Source organism: Neisseria basseii (assembly GCF_962707005.1).
In the GTDB taxonomy this organism is placed as follows: Bacteria; Pseudomonadota; Gammaproteobacteria; order Burkholderiales; family Neisseriaceae; genus Neisseria; species Neisseria bergeri.
The window spans coordinates 25,874-42,758 of the sequence record NZ_CAUIXH010000017.1 but is presented as its reverse complement, the minus strand read 5'-3'; the positions used below and the strand labels follow the sequence as shown (position 1 = coordinate 42,758).

The 16,885-nt window shown below is 51.0% G+C and carries 17 protein-coding genes and 3 pseudogenes; 11 read left to right on the top strand and 9 right to left on the bottom strand.

From position 1 onward, the window contains the following. The 3 genes and pseudogenes from Q9I99_RS08775 to Q9I99_RS08765 all read right to left on the bottom strand — a co-directional run. Nucleotides 1-131, bottom strand: a pseudogene (locus Q9I99_RS08775) (IS5/IS1182 family transposase); the annotation flags it as partial. A gap of 793 nt (nt 132-924) precedes the next feature. Further along, nucleotides 925-1,191: a hypothetical protein gene (locus tag Q9I99_RS08770; RefSeq protein ID WP_301666746.1), complete on the bottom strand. Its 267-nt coding sequence runs from the start codon at nt 1,189-1,191 to the stop codon at nt 925-927. A gap of 4 nt (nt 1,192-1,195) precedes the next feature. Further along, complete coding sequence (locus Q9I99_RS08765; protein WP_301666747.1) at nt 1,196-1,384, bottom strand: hypothetical protein; 189 nt, start codon at nt 1,382-1,384, stop codon at nt 1,196-1,198. Nucleotides 1,385-1,704: 320 nt separating this feature from the next. Here Q9I99_RS08765 and Q9I99_RS08760 point away from each other — a divergent pair, with 320 nt between their 5' ends. The 3 genes from Q9I99_RS08760 (at nt 1,705) to Q9I99_RS08750 (ending at nt 3,704) form a co-directional block, all read left to right on the top strand. Next, a complete protein-coding gene (locus tag Q9I99_RS08760) occupies nt 1,705-1,884 on the top strand; it encodes a hypothetical protein (RefSeq protein WP_164734381.1) in 180 nt (59 codons plus the stop codon). Nucleotides 1,885-2,092: 208 nt separating this feature from the next. Then, nucleotides 2,093-3,148: a 3-deoxy-7-phosphoheptulonate synthase AroG gene (aroG, locus tag Q9I99_RS08755; RefSeq protein ID WP_301666748.1), complete on the top strand. Its 1,056-nt coding sequence runs from the start codon at nt 2,093-2,095 to the stop codon at nt 3,146-3,148. 67 nt (nt 3,149-3,215) lie between these two features. Beyond that, nucleotides 3,216-3,704 (top strand): dihydrofolate reductase, encoded by a 489-nt coding sequence (locus tag Q9I99_RS08750; protein WP_301666774.1) that lies wholly within the window; start codon nt 3,216-3,218, stop codon nt 3,702-3,704. A 29-nt stretch (nt 3,705-3,733) separates the two neighbouring features. On the opposite strand, the gene Q9I99_RS08745 is transcribed toward Q9I99_RS08750, so the two are convergent. Then, a complete protein-coding gene (locus Q9I99_RS08745; protein ID WP_301666749.1) occupies nt 3,734-4,210 on the bottom strand; it encodes a CYTH domain-containing protein in 477 nt (158 codons plus the stop codon). An 11-nt stretch (nt 4,211-4,221) separates the two neighbouring features. Continuing rightward, entirely contained in the window at nt 4,222-4,650 is a 429-nt protein-coding gene (locus Q9I99_RS08740; protein ID WP_301666750.1) for a CopD family protein, read from the bottom strand. A gap of 111 nt (nt 4,651-4,761) precedes the next feature. On the opposite strand from Q9I99_RS08740, the gene Q9I99_RS08735 reads away from it, so the two are divergent. The 3 genes and pseudogenes from Q9I99_RS08735 (at nt 4,762) to Q9I99_RS08725 (ending at nt 9,333) form a co-directional block, all read left to right on the top strand. After that, nucleotides 4,762-5,007, top strand: a complete 246-nt coding sequence (locus tag Q9I99_RS08735; protein ID WP_107819723.1) for a hypothetical protein — start codon at nt 4,762-4,764, stop codon at nt 5,005-5,007. Nucleotides 5,008-5,549: 542 nt separating this feature from the next. Next, nucleotides 5,550-7,649, top strand: a pseudogene (locus Q9I99_RS08730) (autotransporter outer membrane beta-barrel domain-containing protein); the annotation flags it as partial. 217 nt (nt 7,650-7,866) lie between these two features. Beyond that, a complete protein-coding gene (locus tag Q9I99_RS08725; RefSeq protein ID WP_439652322.1) occupies nt 7,867-9,333 on the top strand; it encodes a surface lipoprotein assembly modifier in 1,467 nt (488 codons plus the stop codon). 66 nt (nt 9,334-9,399) lie between these two features. Here Q9I99_RS08725 and miaB read toward each other — a convergent pair whose 3' ends face one another. After that, the gene (gene miaB, locus Q9I99_RS08720; RefSeq protein WP_301666752.1) at nt 9,400-10,728 is read right to left on the bottom strand and encodes a tRNA (N6-isopentenyl adenosine(37)-C2)-methylthiotransferase MiaB; all 1,329 of its coding nucleotides are present in this window, start codon (nt 10,726-10,728) and stop codon (nt 9,400-9,402) included. Nucleotides 10,729-11,034: 306 nt separating this feature from the next. Here miaB and Q9I99_RS08715 point away from each other — a divergent pair, with 306 nt between their 5' ends. The 5 genes and pseudogenes from Q9I99_RS08715 (at nt 11,035) to hemL (ending at nt 13,643) form a co-directional block, all read left to right on the top strand. Next, entirely contained in the window at nt 11,035-11,466 is a 432-nt protein-coding gene (locus Q9I99_RS08715; RefSeq protein WP_301666753.1) for a hemagglutinin, read from the top strand. Beyond that, on the top strand, nt 11,447-11,788 hold the full coding sequence (locus Q9I99_RS08710; RefSeq protein WP_301666754.1) for a hypothetical protein: 342 nt from the start codon (nt 11,447-11,449) through the stop codon (nt 11,786-11,788). The genes Q9I99_RS08715 and Q9I99_RS08710 overlap by 20 nt, the downstream gene beginning before the upstream one ends. Then, a pseudogene (locus Q9I99_RS11570) lies at nt 11,742-11,854 on the top strand (hemagglutinin); the annotation flags it as partial. The gene Q9I99_RS08710 and the pseudogene Q9I99_RS11570, both read left to right, overlap by 47 nt. Nucleotides 11,855-11,882: 28 nt before the next feature. After that, nucleotides 11,883-12,296, top strand: a complete 414-nt coding sequence (locus Q9I99_RS08705) for a glucosamine-fructose-6-phosphate aminotransferase (RefSeq protein ID WP_107819726.1) — start codon at nt 11,883-11,885, stop codon at nt 12,294-12,296. Nucleotides 12,297-12,359: 63 nt separating this feature from the next. Beyond that, entirely contained in the window at nt 12,360-13,643 is a 1,284-nt protein-coding gene (gene hemL, locus Q9I99_RS08700; protein ID WP_301666755.1) for a glutamate-1-semialdehyde 2,1-aminomutase, read from the top strand. Nucleotides 13,644-13,893: 250 nt separating this feature from the next. Here the strand turns inward: hemL and orn are convergent, their stop codons facing one another. From orn to accC, 3 genes are all read right to left on the bottom strand, one after another. Then, complete coding sequence (gene orn / locus Q9I99_RS08695; protein WP_114934950.1) at nt 13,894-14,457, bottom strand: oligoribonuclease; 564 nt, start codon at nt 14,455-14,457, stop codon at nt 13,894-13,896. 17 nt (nt 14,458-14,474) lie between these two features. Continuing rightward, nucleotides 14,475-15,362 carry a 50S ribosomal protein L11 methyltransferase gene (gene prmA, locus Q9I99_RS08690; RefSeq protein ID WP_301666756.1) on the bottom strand — a complete coding sequence of 296 codons (888 nt, stop codon included), beginning with the start codon at nt 15,360-15,362 and terminating at the stop codon, nt 14,475-14,477. A 103-nt stretch (nt 15,363-15,465) separates the two neighbouring features. After that, nucleotides 15,466-16,827: an acetyl-CoA carboxylase biotin carboxylase subunit gene (accC, locus tag Q9I99_RS08685; RefSeq protein ID WP_301666757.1), complete on the bottom strand. Its 1,362-nt coding sequence runs from the start codon at nt 16,825-16,827 to the stop codon at nt 15,466-15,468. Nucleotides 16,828-16,885: the final 58 nt, after the last annotated feature.

Below are 16,885 nucleotides of genomic sequence, written 5' to 3'. Positions count from 1 at the left end.
CGGGTTCTTTGACGGTTCAGGTATTGTTCGATCGGCTGCCAATCAATCACTTGATCCAACTTCAATAGTGGGAAGCGGTCGATGTGTTTGGCAATCATGGCTTGTGCGGTTTGCTGGAAGAAGGTGTTCATGAAAAATCCCCTAAATGTCTTGGTAGGAATTTAGGGGATTTTGGGGAATTTTGTAAAGGTCTCTAGTGTTGATAGGCGTACTTGGCTTCAATGTATTCAATAGGATAGATTTCTTCCTAACCGAAAAAATAATTGTTTTTTTCCTTGTAAATAATTGAAATCAACAGATTACTAAAACACAGCCTTGTTTTTTGTTTGGAAGGGAAATGACTGGAAAAAGATCTGCATTATATCGGGGAATGAATCGATGCAAAGGAAATGCCGTCTGAATATGCGTTCAGGCGGCGTTTTGTTGGGGGTATCAGAGCGGAATGTCTGAAAAAGGGTCTCAGGTGGCCTTTGGGCGTGTGGCGGCAGTTGAAAACGTGATAAGGCTACCTGAAAAGTTTGAGAGATTTTCAGGTAGCCTTTGGTATTGGGCGCAACAGATGCAGGTACAGATTAGGCGGTGCGCCGTAATCGCACGAATGCCGATTCAACCCAAGCAGACATCAGTATTTGGGAAGCGGGTGTTCGATGGGGCAAAGGTTGTACGAAGGGTGGAAGGATTTGTTCGTACGATTACGCCACTTGAGGCGGCTAATCGTACTTACCCGGGTTTCAGGCAACCTTTGGGTGTTTGGTATGGTCGCGCTTGAAAAAACGTGTTTTAAGGGACAAATGCCGTCTGAAAATCGGTTTCAGACGGCATTTTTGGTTTGTATGAAACAATTAGGTAAACCGCGCTACGGAATACTTTCCTTGGAAATGGGAAAAGGCAGCATTTTTATGCTGCTTTTTATACGCAAGGGAATTAGAACGTTGCGGCTACACGGAAGCCGTACTCGTTAAACTTTTCTCTGTCTGTTTTGGTTTTGGTAGTATTCGAGACAAATTCGGCAGACTTGCGGATTGCGCGGTGGAGGTAGTATGGGTCAAACTCTACGCCGAGACTGCCGGTCAGTTGTTTGCCCACATTCAGACCAGTGCTGACGAACCGGCCTTTGGAGTTTAGGCTGGCATCTTGGGAAGCAATTGCTATTTTGTTTTTGTTGCGGAGATAGACAGCCACCCCGCTCATGGCTTCAGAAACCGGCCTTCGCCAAGGTTTTGACGGATTTCACCATCTGCTTGCAGGGGGAGGCGTTCGCTTTTGGACAGGCGTAGCCGCAGCACTTTTCTCCCAGATAACGTTTAACTTGGACGCGCTCCAAACCGCCACGGAAACGTGTGGATTCGCCGACCGGTTGGGTGTGGGTATAACCGGCATACACGGCAGCCGTTTTGCCTATTGCGCCGTTAGCGATGTGTGCATTCCCTCTTTTGTCGTCTGCATCGTTTTGCTTCAGGCGTACTCTGTCTCAAAACGCATACTGTGGCGTTCGTTGAACGGAAGCCGATGGACGGTGTGCGTTGTTTTTCTTTCAAATTGCCGGTAGTGGCTTTGCCTTTAACATAAGCGGAAAGACTTTGTATTCGCTTTTGCCGTTAGATTCGGGAATGTCGGTTACCGTAACGGCGGACACGGCTGCAAGTGAGTGCAAGCAGGGTTTTTTTCATGTTTTTATAATGAGGATAAATAAATGGAGAAAGTGTGGGAAATACCCGCATTCCAATTAAATCTTTTTTTAAGCAATTAGTTCTTTTTGTTTTCAACATTTTCCTTGCGTATGAAATTTTGCCGGATGTGCAGGCGGAATCGGCAGTGGGTGTCCTGTACCGGATTGTCGTGGAAACGGGAAAATGGATGTTCCGTACGGTTTTGCCCGAATGAATGGCGGGTATTGTTTTTATCAATCTGTTTCTTTTTCTTTGGAATAAAATTCCTAAAATATTAAAAATATAAAATTTAAAATCTATGAAAAAAGATATATCAGTTATTTTGAAATAAAATAGCTTTGTAGTAATATGTTGCACTTGTTTGTGCAAGGTAAACGATGTAACCTAAGCCGCGTATAAAAACCCATCAGGAAAGATGCAAGATGACACACCATTACCCCACAGACGATATTAAGATTAAAGAAGTTAAAGAGTTGTTGCCGCCGATTGCCCATCTTTACGAGCTGCCGATTTCCAAAGAGGCTTCGGGCTTGGTTCACCGCACCCGTCAGGAAATTTCCGATTTGGTTCACGGCAGGGACAAGCGGCTGTTGGTCATTATCGGGCCGTGTTCGATTCACGATCCTAAGGCGGCGTTGGAATATGCGGAGCGTTTGTTGAAACTCCGCAAGCAGTATGAAAACGAGCTTTTGATTGTGATGCGCGTTTATTTCGAGAAGCCGAGAACGACGGTGGGTTGGAAAGGTTTGATTAACGACCCGCATTTGGACGGTACGTTCGATATCAATTTCGGTTTGCGTCAGGCGCGCAGCCTGTTGTTGTTGCTGAGCAATATGGGTATGCCTGCCTCTACCGAGTTTTTGGATATGATTACGCCGCAATATTATGCGGACTTGATTTCTTGGGGGGCAATCGGCGCGCGGACGACCGAAAGCCAAGTTCACCGCGAATTGGCAAGCGGGCTGTCCTGCCCCGTCGGCTTTAAAAACGGTACAGATGGTAATTTGAAGATTGCAATCGATGCAATTGGTGCGGCGAGCCATTCCCATCATTTCTTGTCTGTAACTAAAGCTGGGCATTCCGCCATTGTCCATACCAGTGGCAATCCAGATTGTCATGTTATTTTACGGGGCGGTAAAGAGCCGAATTATGATGCGGAACACGTCAGCGAGGCGGCGGAACAACTGCGTGCGGCAGGGGTAACCGACAAGCTGATGATAGATTGCAGCCACGCCAACAGCCGCAAGGATTACACTCGGCAGATGGAAGTGGCACAAGACATTGCCGCCCAATTGGAACAGGACGGCGGCAATATTATGGGTGTAATGGTGGAAAGCCATTTGGTCGAAGGCAGACAGGATAAGCCGGAAGTTTACGGTAAGAGCATTACCGATGCGTGTATCGGTTGGGATGCGACTGAAGAACTGTTGGCATTGTTGGCGGGTGCCAACAAAATACGTATTGCTCGGGCAAGTTGAGATTTTTGATACGGAATATCATAAAATGCCGTCTGAAGCTTTCAGACGGCATTTTTATGGAGACGACATGACTAAAATAACCTTAATTGCAGCATGTGCGGAGAATCTGTGCATTGGGGCGGGAAACGCCATGCCTTGGCATATTCCGGAAGATTTTGCATTTTTTAAAGCATATACCTTGGGGAAGCCGGTGATAATGGGACGGAAAACATGGGAGTCTTTACCGGTCAAACCCCTGCCTGAAAGAAGAAACATTGTTATTAGCAGGCAGGCGGATTATTGCGCGGCAGGCGCGGAAACTGTGGCAAGTTTGGAGGCGGCATTGGCATTGTGCGCCAGCGCGGAAGAAACCGTCATTATGGGCGGCGCGCAGATATACGGACAAGCGATGCCATTGGCGACCGATTTGCGGATAACCGAAGTGGATTTGTCTGTGGAAGGAGATGCATTTTTCCCCGAAATAGATCGGACGCATTGGAAAGAGGCAGAGCGGACGGAACGCCGTGTCAGCAGCAAAGGCGTTGCATATACATTCGTGCATTACCTCAAGGGATAACCGCAAGGCAGATGCCGTCTAAAGCCGCTTCAGACGGCATTTTTCCAGCTTGAGAACGGATGTTTGCTCAAATAAGCATTGGTAAACATACCGTCGGCAGTGATTTCGTGCCCCAGCCAGTCCGGACGGTCAAAATCGGCATTTTCGGCGGGCAACTCGATTTCCGCGACGACCAAAGGCGCGTTTTCGCCAAGGAAAACATCGATTTCAAACAGGCTGCCGCCCCATCTGACCGGATAACGCCGTTTTTCCATCTTAAACGGGCACATCGTTTCCATCATCTTTTCCGCATCGGCAAGCGGGATTTCGTATTCAAACTCGCTGCGGCTGATTTCCGAAATATAGCCTTTCAGCGTCAGCCACGCCCGTTGTCCGACAATACGGACACGGACGGTACGTTCTTTCTCGACAGACAGATAACCCTGCCTCAACAGCAGCGGCTCATCGGCGTATTGCCGCCAGTTGTCGTTTCCAATCAAAAAACGGCGTTCGATTTCTATCGGCATAAGATGCTCCGTCAAAACGGTTTGAACACGACCAGATACAGCGCGGCAACCATCAGCAGCACGGGGATTTCGTTGAACACGCGGTACCAGCGGTGTGAAAAAGCATTGCTGTAATTCTGAAAACGACGCAGCAGCACGCCGCAATACAACTGGTAAGCCAAGAGCATCAAGCCCAAACACAGTTTGACGTGAACCCAGCCGCTGCCCCACCAGCCGGCGGCAAACGGTATCGCCGCGCCGAACACGACCGCGCCGAAGCCCAACGGCGACATAAAACGGTACAGCCGCACCGCCATACCCGACAGGCGCACATACTCGGGATTGCCGCGCGGCGCATCAATCATCGCCATATTGACGAAAATCCTCGGCAGGTAAAACAGCCCTGCAAACCACGAAATGACAAAAAACAAGTGAAACAGCTTGAACCAAGAAAACATCATCGCCCACACCCTGCCGAAAAGCGGTATTGTACAGGCAAACCGCTTGGGAAACGTGATAAAATCAGGCGGATAAACAAATCGAATAAATCCTTACCGCAAAACGGAGGCAAAATGCTCAAATCCATCGAACTCAATTCACACGTCCGAAACCGCCTTGCAGCATATCTGAAAGGCAGGGGTATGGATTTTCAGACGGCGATGCGGGAGGAAAAAGGCAACAAAGAAATCGCCGCCATCGTCCACAGCGGTCTGCCCACTCTGGTACGCAAACTGTATTCCGAACAAAAAATGCAGAAGTTTTTTTGGGACAAGCGGGATTTGATTGCCGACTACATCAGCCGCCGGATGCAGGGATAGGCGGCTGAAATCTGTTTTCAGGCAAGTGAAAAGACAATATGGCGGATTGAAATTACGCTTATCGTCATTCCCGCCCGCGCGGGAATCTAGGTCTTTAAACTTCAGTTTTTTCCGATAAATTCTTGAGGCGTTGAAATTCTAGATTCTCGCTTTCGCGGGAATGACGGCGGAGGGTTTTTAGTTTTCCCGATAAATGCACATCATCCAAAATCCCGTTATTCCCACAAAAACAGAAAATCAAAAACAGCAACCTGAAATCCCGTCCTTCCCATACAGGTGGGAATCCGGTTTGTTCGGTTTCGGTTATTTTTCGTTTCGTAACTTTTGAGCCGTCATTCCCGCGCAGGCGGGAATCCAGACCTTTAAACCCCTGCCATCTCCGATAAATTCTTGCGGCATTGAAATTCTAGATTCCCGCTTTCGCGGGAATGACGGCGGAGGTTTTTTTGTTTTTCCCGATTTTTCATTGTGGTGTAGTATGATGTAGTATATAATCATTATAATTTTAACACTTGACAAAGGAAAATTTCTCATGACACTGAAAGCAAGCAAGCAAGCAAGCAAGCAAGCAAGCAAGCAAGCAAGCAAGCAAGCAAGCAAGCAGTCGGGTTAATCTATTAACATTATCTGTTTTATCGCTGTTTTGCACGCCATATGCTTGGGGTTCGGATGCGTACGATCCCGTCAAAGAAGCCGAGATTAAAAACAAATTTATTTTAGAAGCGGCGGAAGACAGAAATTCCCACGTTTGGCGCGGCCCGTGCAGCATATCTTTTGATTGCTTCGGTGCTTTCAGTTATCAGCCCGGTTCGGATACTCGTTCTACAAATATTGGCGATGCTGCCGATTTTTCATTTTCAGACAAGCCGGCAAACGGTGTTTCCCATTATTTTTCCAGCGGTAAAACTGATCAAAATTCATCCGAATACGGGTATGACGAAATCAATATCACGGGTAAAAACTACAATAGCGGCATCCTCGCCGTCGATAATATGCCCGTTGTTAAGAAATATGTTACAGAGAATTACGGAACTGATTTAAAGCAGGCGGTTAAGAAGCAATTAAAGGCTTTGTACGACACGAAACCCGAAGATTGGGAAAAAAATAAAAAAATAGTTGAGGAAGTGTATAGAAAACAGCTTGGAGGAACATTTGATATACTTAAACAGAAAAGACCCAATATAATTAATCAATTGATAGAAGACGCCGTACTCACTCCTTATCCATCATCTACCAATCTCGACAACATCTTCAATAAAACACTGCACGTCAAAATCGAAAACAAATCCCACGTCGCCGGACAGGTGTTGGAACTGACCAAGATGACGCTGAAAGATTCCCTTTGGGAACCGCGCCGCCATTCCGACATCCATACGCTGGAAACTTCCGATAATGCCCGCATCCGCCTGAACACGAAAGATGAAAAACTGACTGTCCATAAAGCGTATCAGGGCGGCGCGGATTTCCTGTTCGGCTACGACGTGCGGGAGTCGGACGAACCCGCCCTGACCTTTGAACAAAACGTCAGCGGAAAATCCAATGTGGTTTTGGAACAAAATCCAAAAAATGTGAAAACGCTCGATGGGCGCAAATTGATTGCGGCGAAACAAGCCGATAAAGATGCGTTTGGTTTGGATAAAACCTATAAATCCGGGCTGTACGAATTATTGCTCAAGCAATGCGAAGGCGGATTTTGCTTGGGCGTGCAGCGTTTGGCTATCCCCGAGGCGGAAGCGGTTTTATATGCCCAACAGGCTTATGCGGCAAATACTTTGTTTGGGCTGCGTGCCGCCGACAGGGGCGACGACGTGTATGCCGCCGATCCGTCCCGTCAAAAATTGTGGCTACGCTTCATCGGCGGCCGGTCGCATCAAAATATACGGGGCGGCGCGACTGCGGACGGGCGGCGCAAAGGCGTGCAAATCGGCGGCGAGGTGTTTGTACGGCAAAATGAAGGCAGCCGACTGGCAATCGGCGTGATGGGCAGCAGGGCTGGCCAGCACGCATCAGTCAACGGCAAAGGCGGTGCGGCAGGTAGTTATTTGCATGGTTATGGCGGGGGTGTTTATGCTGCGTGGCATCAGTTGCGCGATAAACAAACGGGTGCGTATTTGGACGGCTGGTTGCAATACCAACGTTTCAAACACCGCATCAATGATGAAAATCGTGCGGAACGCTACAAAACCAAAGGTTGGACGGCTTCTGTCGAAGGCGGCTACAACGCGCTTGTGGCGGAAGGCGTTGTCGGAAAAGGCAATAATGTGCGGTTTTACCTGCAACCGCAGGCGCAGTTTACTTACTTGGGCGTAAACGGCGGCTTTACCGACAGCGAGGGGACAGCGGTCGGACTGCTCGGCAGCGGTCAGTGGCAAAGCCGCGCCGGCATTCGGGCAAAAACCCGTTTTGCTTTGCGTAATGGTGTTAATCTTCAGCCTTTTGCCGCTTTTAATGTTTTGCACAGGTCAAAATCTTTCGGCGTGGAAATGGACGGCGAAAAACAGACGCTGGCAGGCAGGACGGCACTCGAAGGGCGGTTCGGTATTGAAGCCGGTTGGAAAGGCCATATGTCCGCACGCATCGGATACGGCAAAAGGACAGACGGCGACAAAGAAGCCGCATTGTTGGTCAAATGGCTGTTTTGATGTGTCGGGAAATGTTTTGACGCACAGGCGGCATACCGATCCGAACCCTGTCGCCCCGAAGGGCGGGGCATAATGATGAAACCGGCGGAAAACCGCCGGTTTTTTGCCGCCGTCTGAAACCCGATTCTGGCTTCAGACGGCATTGTCGCGGCATCGGGCGGCAGGGTTTGGAACAGCGGCATAAAAAACTGATACAATCCGCCGGTTGATAATGGTTATTTTTTATTTTTATTTTTGTGGGAAGACATTTATGCCTGCACGAAACAGATGGATGCTGCTGCTGCCTTTATTGGCAAGCGCGGCATACGCCGAAGAAACACCGCGCGAACCGGATTTGAGAAGCCGTCCCGAGTTCAGGCTTCATGAAGCGGAGGTCAAACTGATCGACAGGGAGAAAGTACCGGGGCAGGTGCGGGAAAAAGGAAAAGTTTTGCAGATTGACGGAGAAACCCTGCTGAAAAATCCCGAATTGCTGTCCCGCGCGATGTATTCCGCAGTGGTCTCAAACAATATTGCCGGTATCCGCGTTATTTTGCCGATTTACCTACAACAGGCGCAGCAGGATAAGATGTTGGCACTTTATGCACAAGGGATTTTGGCGCAGGCAGACGGTAGGGTGAAGGAGGCGGTTTCCCATTACCGGGAATTGATTGCCGCCCAACCCGACGCGCCAGCCGTCCGTATGCGTTTGGCAGCGGCATTGTTTGAAGACAGGCAGAACGAGGCGGCGGCAGACCAGTTCGACCGCCTGAAAACAGAAGATCTGCCGCCGCAGCTTATGGAGCAGGTCGAGCTGTACCGCAAGGCATTGCGCGAACGCGATGCGTGGAAAGTAAACGGCGGTTTCAGCGTTACCCGTGAACACAATATCAACCAAGCCCCGAAACAGCAGCAGTACGGCAACTGGACTTTCCCGAAACAGGTGGACGGCACGGCGGTCAATTACCGGCTCGGCGCGGAGAAAAAATGGTCGCTGAAAAACGGCTGGTACACGACGGCGGGCGGCGACGTGTCCGGCAGGGTTTATCCGGGGAATAAGAAATTCAACGATATGACGGCAGGTGTTTCCGGCGGCATCGGTTTTGCCGACCGGCGTAAAGATGTCGGGCTGGCAGTGTTCCACGAACGCCGCACCTACGGCAACGACGCTTATTCTTACGCCAACGGCGCACGCCTTTATTTCAACCGTTGGCAAACCCCGAAATGGCAAACGCTGTCTTCGGCGGAGTGGGGGCGTTTGAAGAATACGCGCCGGGCGCGTTCCGACAATACCCATTTGCAAATTTCCAATTCGCTGGTGTTTTACCGGAATGCGCGCCAATATTGGACGGGCGGTTTGGATTTTTACCGCGAGCGCAACCCCGCCGACCGTGGCGACAATTTCAACCGTTACGGCCTGCGCTTTGCCTGGGGGCAGGAATGGGGCGGCAGCGGCCTGTCTTCGCTGTTGCGCCTCGGCGCGGCGAAACGGCATTATGAAAAACCCGGCTTTTTCAGCGGTTTTAAAGGGGAAAGGCGCAGGGATAAAGAATTGGACACATCCTTGAGCCTTTGGCACCGGGCATTGCATTTCAAAGGCATCACGCCGCGCCTGACGCTGTCGCACCGCGAAACGTGGAGTAACGATGTGTTTAACGAATACGAGAAAAATCGGGTGTTTGTCGAGTTTAACAAAACGTTCTGATGTTCGCTGCAAAGTGAAAAATGCCGTCTGAAACGCTTCAGACGGCATTTTTATAGTGGGGAAGACTTAGGCTTCAACAATTTTGCCGCGCAGGGAGAAGGTGTAGGCCTCGGTGATTTCCAAATCGATCATTTGGTTAATCATGTCGGGTGTGCCGGTAAAGTTGACCACGCGGTTGTTGGCGGTACGGGCTTGCAGTTGGTCGGGGTCTTTTTTGGAGATACCTTCGACCAAGCAGCGTTGAACCGTGCCGACCATGGTTTGGTTGATGCGCGCGGTTTCGGCTTCGATGACTTCGTTCAAAGCTTCGAGGCGGCGCACTTTTTCTTCATGCGGTGTATCATCGTGCAGGTTGGCGGCAGGCGTGCCAGGGCGCGGACTGTAAATAAAGACGAAACTCAAGTCGAAGGCAATGTCTTTCACCAGTTTCAAGGTTTGCTCGAACTCGCGCTCGGTCTCGCCCGGGAAGCCGACGATAAAGTCGGAGCTGAGGCACAAATCAGGACGGATGGCGCGCAGTTTGCGGATGATGGATTTGTATTCCAAAGCGGTGTAGCCGCGCTTCATCGCGCTCAATACGCGGTCGGAACCGCTTTGAATCGGCAGGTGCAGGTGGGAAACCAGTTTGGGCAGGTCGCGGTAGCACTCGATAATCGAGTCGGTAAACTCGCGCGGGTGGCTGGTGGTGAAGCGCATACGTTCGATGCCGGGGATTTCGTGGACAATACGCAACAGGGTGGCGAAGTCGCAGATTTCGCCGTCGTCCATTTCGCCGCGATAGGCGTTGACGTTTTGTCCCAAGAGGTTGATTTCTTTCACGCCTTGCTGGGCAAGGTTGGCGATTTCGGTCAATACGTCGTTGAGCGGGCGGGAGAATTCTTCGCCGCGCGTGTAGGGGACGACGCAGAAGGAGCAGTATTTGGAACAGCCTTCCATAATCGATACAAATGCCGCGCCGCCTTCGACGCGGGCAGGCGGCAGGTGGTCGAATTTTTCGATTTCGGGAAAGGAAATATCGACTTGCGACAGCCCGCTGGTTTCTTTGTCCACAATCATTTTGGGCAGGCGGTGCAGCGTTTGCGGGCCGAAAACCACGTCCACATAAGGCGCGCGTTTGATGATGTTTTCGCCTTCTTGCGAGGCGACGCAGCCGGCAACGCCGATGATGAGGTCGGGATTTTTTTCTTTGAGCGGACGGACGCGCCCCAAATCGGAGAAAACTTTTTCTTGCGCTTTTTCGCGCACGGAGCAGGTGTTGAACAAGATGATGTCGGCTTCGTCGGCCTGGGTAACCTGTTCGATGCCGCCGTGTTCTTCGGCGAGGACGGCGAGCATTTTGTCGCTGTCGTATTCGTTCATCTGGCAGCCGAAGGTGCGGATAAATACTTTTTTCATGGTTTGTGTCTTTCTCAGGCAGCCGTAATTGCGGGGCTGATGGTTGTTGGAATGAAAAAATTTCAGACGGCACGACGATGCCGTCTGAAAATCGGTGCGGATTATAGCACGATGTGGGTTTTGTAAACAAAATATTGTTTTTAATATGAATTTATCCGATTTTGATGGCTGTATTCGGTTGATACCAGTAATCACAGTCGTGGGGGAATTACAGCAAGCGTTTCCTTAAAAGATTGGGTAAACAATCAAAAACAAAATGGCATTGCACCAATCAGAAAAGCACGTTTCTATGGTACAGCCACAAATGTGAAGAATGATTACGCCGATGTTTTACAGAAAAACGGCTATACCTATACGGGTGCAGACGGCAAAACTTATAATAGCGGAGCCTATTCGATTGTGCATAACAAGGATCTTATTGGTAATAGATCGACAATGTGGATACCGCCATTTTTCTTGCTAGGAAATAATGAGACAACAAAAGGAGCTTGTAGGATATTTTGTTATCCGCATAGCTCGTATTTTGCAGAAGTGCCTGAGCAGTACCAAAGGGATAAGAATGGGGATATTTTTGAGAAAAATGGCAAACCTGTTTTAACGGAAGCTTGGAAAGATTACACAAAAAAATGGGGAACCCCTAAAACAGGTGCTGATGGTAAATATATAAATCATGCTATTCCAAAATTAGTCAGTCCCAATAATCCGAATGGAGAAAAATATGAAACAAATCCTTTTTAAATATTTTATGCTAATTACTTGTGTTTTTGTATTAAGCAGTTGTGGTTATTTATTATCATTTGGGCAGTTAATGTTTGATGGTAGTTGTGCAGATTGGAATTGCTCCAAGCCTACTCAAAGATGGGCAAAAGCCGTTGACACATGTGAAACTGAAAATCGCACCTTTGTTTTGCATGAATTAGGCAACCAATTAGGATATAAATCTATTACCGAAGTCTCATTTAGTGAAATTGGGCAACATATTTCTTCTCAATGTATTTACCATAGCGGTAAATATGATATTCATAAAGATAAGCAGTATGGTCATTTGTTTGCAAAATGATATTACGCCAATGTTTTACAGAAAAACGGCTATACCTATACGGGTGCAGACGGCAAAACTTATAACAAATGTTTGGCTTTAATGGGAGGTGTGTATGAAACCGGTTGTATGGGCGGCATTGCTGCTGTGTGCGTGTACCAGCAATTTCGGCGACAGGGAACATCAGTTCCTGCGTTATCAGACGGAAGAGGGAATCGCACAAACGGTTGTTAAAGGCAAAACGACCCGGGCGGAGGTAGAGGCACGTTTCGGGAAGCGCAACCCTTTCGGCTGTTATGCCTATCATGAAGTCAGCTTGCCTATTTATAATTTTTTGCCGACCAATTTCATTTATATGAAATCAGAACGCCGGCATTGGGAGTGGTGTGTGGATTACGACGGGGAGGGAGTTGTCCGGGACTACCGCTTTACACATAAAGTGGAAAAAGACGAGCGTTCCGTCATCCGGGATGCGGTTGGCGTAATCCGCAAAGAAGCGGGCAAATCCTTGTCGCAACCTGAAAAATGATAAAATGGGGCTTTCTGCTTCCAAGCCCGAAACCTGCCGTTCAGACGGCATTTGAGGATAAATATGAACCGTAACGAAATTTTATTCGACCGCGCCAAGGCGGTCATCCCCGGCGGTGTGAATTCGCCAGTCCGCGCATTCGGCAGCGTCGGCGGCGTACCGCGCTTCATCAAAAAAGCCGAAGGCGCGTATGTTTGGGATGAAAACGGCACGCGCTACACCGACTATGTCGGCTCTTGGGGCCCTGCGATTGTCGGACACGCGCACCCCGAAGTCGTCGAAGCCGTGCGCGAAGCCGCGTTGGGCGGTTTGTCATTCGGTGCGCCCACCGAGGGCGAAATCGTCATCGCCGAACAAATCGCCGAAATTATGCCGTCTGTCGAACGGCTGCGCCTCGTCAGCTCCGGCACGGAAGCGACGATGACCGCCATCCGTCTGGCACGCGGTTTTACCGGCCGCGACAAAATCATCAAGTTTGAAGGCTGCTACCACGGCCATTCCGACAGCCTGTTGGTGAAAGCAGGCAGCGGTCTGCTGACGTTTGGCAATCCTTCTTCCGCCGGAGTGCCTGCCGACTTTACCAAACACACTTTAGTCCTCGAATACAACAACATCGCCCAACTGGAAGAAGCCTTTGCTCAAAGTGGCAATGACATTGCCTGTGTGATTTTGGAGCCTTTCGTCGGAAATATGAACCTTGTCCGTCCGACCGAAGCCTTCGTCAAAGCCCTGCGCGAATTGACCGAAAAACACGGCGCGGTGTTGATTTACGACGAAGTGATGACCGGTTTCCGCGTCGCGCTCGGCGGCGCACAATCGCTGCACGGCATCACGCCCGACCTGACCACGATGGGCAAAGTCATCGGCGGCGGTATGCCGCTTGCCGCGTTTGGCGGACGCAAAGACATTATGGAATGTATTTCCCCGTTGGGCGGCGTGTATCAGGCAGGTACATTGTCCGGCAATCCGATTGCGGTTGCGGCCGGTTTGAAAACGCTGGAAATCATTCAGCGCGAAGGCTTCTATGAGAACCTGACTGCCTTGACCCAACGCCTCGCCAACGGTATTGCCGCCGCCGCCAAAGCGCACGGTATCGAGTTCACCGCCGACAGCGTGGGCGGTATGTTCGGCCTGTATTTTGCCAGCCATACGCCGCAAAACTACGGCGACATGGCGCGCTCTAATATCGACGCTTTCAAACGCTTCTTCCACGGTATGCTCGACCGCAGCATTGCCTTCGGCCCGTCCGCTTATGAAGCAGGTTTCGTTTCTGCCGCGCATACGCCCGAGCTGATTGACGAAACGGTTGCGGTTGCGGTTGAAGTGTTCAAGGCGATGGCTGCATGATGTTTTGACGGACAGGGTTTCTCTGTTCGATTTGTTTGGCAGATTGAAGTAAGAATGCACACCGCCGTCATTCCCGCGTAGGCGGGAATCCAGACCTTTCAGTTTCTGTAATGATTGAAAATAACGGCAAGCCCGACCTTCCGGATTCCCGCCTGCGCGGGAATGACGGGCGTGTATGTTTTTGATTTCAATCTGCTGTAAAAATGCCGTCTGAAATGCAAACAGCGTTTCAGACGGCATTGTTTGTTTCTTATTGCGCTTCGGCTTTCGGGGCGGAAATCAGGAAGTGTTCGCGGTAGTGGCGCATTTCGTCGATGCTCTCCAAAATGTCGTCCAATGCCTTGTGCGAACCGCGTTTGACGACGCTTTTGGCAACGGGCGGATTCCAGCGTTTGGCGAGTTCTTTCAGCGTGGAAACGTCGAGGTTGCGGTAGTGGAAGTAGTTTTCCAGTTTCGGCATATATTTGACCATAAAACGCCGGTCTTGGTGGATGGAGTTGCCGCACATCGGCGTGGCGCGTCCGGGTACCCATTCCGACATAAAGTCCAGCAGTTTCTGTTCGACTTCGGCTTCGGTATGCAACGATTCGCGCACGCGCTGTGTCAGCCCCGTCCTACCGTGTGTGGCGGTGTTCCATTCGTCCATATTGTCGAGCAGCTCGTCGCTTTGGTGGACGGCGTAAACTTCGGATTGCGCCAATACATTCAAATCCGAGTCGGTAATAATCATCGCGACTTCGATAATGCGGTCGGTTTCGGGATTAAGCCCCGTCATTTCCATATCGAGCCAGCAGAGGTTGTTTTTATCCTGCATGATGTTTCCTTTGCTTGTCAGCGTTTTGTCCCGCTCAATCGCGCCCATCCTTCTTCGGTTTCTGCAGGATCGAGATCGAACCATTGGCTGTAAATGCCGCCGAGTTCTTCGATTTGTTCGTCCAACAAACCGGATAACACGATGCGTCCGCCCTGTTTGGTGCGGGCGGCGAGCATTTCGCCGAGCATACGTAAAGGGTTGGCGAGGATGTTGGCGACGACTACGTCGAATTGCCCTTGAGGCAGGCCGTCGGGCAGGAAGAATTGTGCATCGACGTTGTTCTGTTCGGCGTTGTCCTTGCTGGCACGGATGGCCTGTTCGTCAATATCGACGCCGACGGCAGAACCTGCGCCGAGTTTGAGGGCGGCGATGGTCAGGATACCTGAACCGCAGCCGTAGTCGAGGACGCTTTCGCCGTTTTTGAGTTGTGTATCCAACCATTTGAGGCAGAGGCGCGTGGTCGGGTGGCTGCCGGTGCCGAAGGCTAGTCCGGGATCGAGGCGGAGGTTGACGGCAGTGCCTTCGGGGGCTTCGTGCCAAGAGGGGGTAATCCACAGGCGTTCGGAAATTTGGATGGGGTCGAATTGCGCTTGGGTCAGGCGTACCCAGTCTTGGTCTTCGAGGGTTTCGCCGGTGTATGCCAAGTCTTTTAATCCGCATTCTTGTGCGGCGGTTTGGATGATGGCAGAGGCTTCGTCGTGTTCGCTGAACAGGGCGATGACTTTGCTTTGCTGCCAGATTTGTTCGGTCGGCATACCGGGTTCGCCAAAGATGGCTTGTTCGTTTTCGGTGCCGGCGTAGGCATCTTCGATGGCGGCGGAGAGTGCGCCGTGTTCCATCAGCGCGTCGGCGAGGCGTTCGGCGACGGCATCGTTGACGTTGACGGTGATTTGTTGGTAGGGCATAACGGGCTTTCTTGGAAATATCGAAATCGGTTTCAGACGGCGGGGCAAGGGAAATGCCGTCTGAACGCGGACGGGCGACTTCAGACGGCATATCGGCGGCGGTTTATTTGTCCTGTTTGGCTTTGCGATCTTCCAGCCAGTGTTCCAAATAGTGGATGCTGACGCCGCCTTCTTGGAAACCTGCATCGGCGAACAGGTCGCGGTGCAGCGGCGTATTGGTTTTGATGCCGGTAATCGCCAGCTCGGCAAGGGCTACGCGCATTTTCGCCATTGCCTGTTCACGCGTTTTGCCGTGTACGCAGACTTTGCCGATCAGGCTGTCGTAGTAAGGAGGGATGCGGTAGCCTTGGTAAATGTGGCTGTCGACGCGGACGCCGAAGCCGCCGGGCAGGTGGCAGCTTTCAATCAGGCCCGGGCTTGGAATGAAGTTGTACGGGTCTTCGGCGTTGATACGGCACTCAAACGCATGGCCTTCGACTTGAATGTCTTCCTGTTTGTATTGCAAAGGCAGGCCGGATGCGATGCGTAATTGCTCTTGGACGATGTCCACGCCGGTGATAAGTTCGGTAACCGGATGCTCAACCTGAACGCGTGTGTTCATCTCGATAAAGAAGAATTCGCCGTCTTCGTACAGGAATTCAAACGTACCTGCGCCGCGATAGCCGATGCGTTTGCAGGCGTCGGCGCAGGCTTTGCCGATTTTGGCGCGTTCTTCTTCAGTGATGAACGGAGCCGGTGCTTCCTCGATGACTTTTTGGTGGCGGCGCTGCATGGAACAGTCGCGCTCGGCAAGGTAGATGGCGTTGCCGTGTTCATCGGCAATCACTTGGATTTCGACGTGGCGCGGACGTTGCAAATAGCGTTCCATGTAAACCATCGGGTTGCCGAATGCCGCGCCTGCTTCGGCCTTGGTCATTTCGACAGACTGGAGGAGGTCTTCTTTTTTCTCGACGACGCGCATACCGCGGCCGCCGCCGCCGCCGGAGGCTTTGATAATGACGGGATAACCGACTTTATCGGCGATTTTGAGGATTTCTTCGCCGTCGTCGGGCAATGCGCCGTCAGAGCCGGGAACACAAGGCACGCCCGCTTCGATCATGGCGTGTTTGGCGGATACTTTGTCGCCCATCAGGCGGATGGTGTCTGCTTTAGGGCCGATGAAGATGAAGCCCGATTGTTCGACCTGTTCGGCGAAATTGGCGTTTTCGGCAAGGAAGCCGTAGCCGGGGTGGATGGCATCTGCATCGGTAACCTCGGCGGCGGCGATAATGGCGGGGATATTCAGATAGCTTTGCGCCGAGGAGGCGGGACCGATACACACGGATTCATCGGCAAGTTTGACGTGGAGGCTGTCTTTGTCGGCTTCGGAGTGGACGGCAACGGTGGCGATGCCCATTTCACGGCAGGCCCGCAGCACCCGCAATGCGATTTCGCCGCGGTTGGCGATTAAAACTTTTTTCAACATGATGACTTTTCCTGTGGTTTCAGGCGACCCGACATAAAAGAGGCGGGTGCAAAAATGC